The organism is Jiangella anatolica (genome assembly GCF_003236295.1).
In the GTDB taxonomy this organism is placed as follows: Bacteria; Actinomycetota; Actinomycetes; order Jiangellales; family Jiangellaceae; genus Jiangella; species Jiangella anatolica.
In genome coordinates this window covers 1-430 of sequence record NZ_POTW01000226.1, presented here as the reverse complement: position 1 = coordinate 430, position 430 = coordinate 1, and the positions used below count along the sequence as shown (strand labels likewise).

At 60.5% G+C, this 430-nt stretch carries 1 pseudogene; it reads left to right on the top strand.

What is annotated here, in order from left to right:
* Positions 1 to 128: 128 nt before the first annotated feature.
* Positions 129 to 430, top strand: a pseudogene (locus C1I92_RS35955) (GNAT family N-acetyltransferase); the annotation flags it as partial.

Below are 430 nucleotides of genomic sequence, written 5' to 3'. Positions count from 1 at the left end.
GGCCAATTGACGGACAAAGCCCTCGGCTTCATGGACGGAGGCGGCACTGTAGGTCGTGTGCGTGTGATTGGCGCGATACTGGCCGCTTACGTTTGCTTCTTGCCTACACGCTGATCGCCTTGCCAGCCATGTCCAACGCCAACCCAAACTCGAACAACACAGTCTTGATCCGCCAGTTGTCTTCTGTCGATGCAGCTGACGTGGCGGACTACCGCGCCATTCGTCTTGCTGCGCTCAAGGATTCGCCCGACGCATTCGGTTCAACCTACGAGGCCGAGGTCGGGCTCTCGACGGAAGCGTTTGCCGAGCGCTTGGCGACCACCATCGTGCTGGGCGCCTATGCGGGAACCGGCAGCGACGCACGCATCGTCGGCATGGTCGGCTTCAAGCAGCAAAGGATAGCGAAGCTCGCGCACAAGGGTTTTGTGTG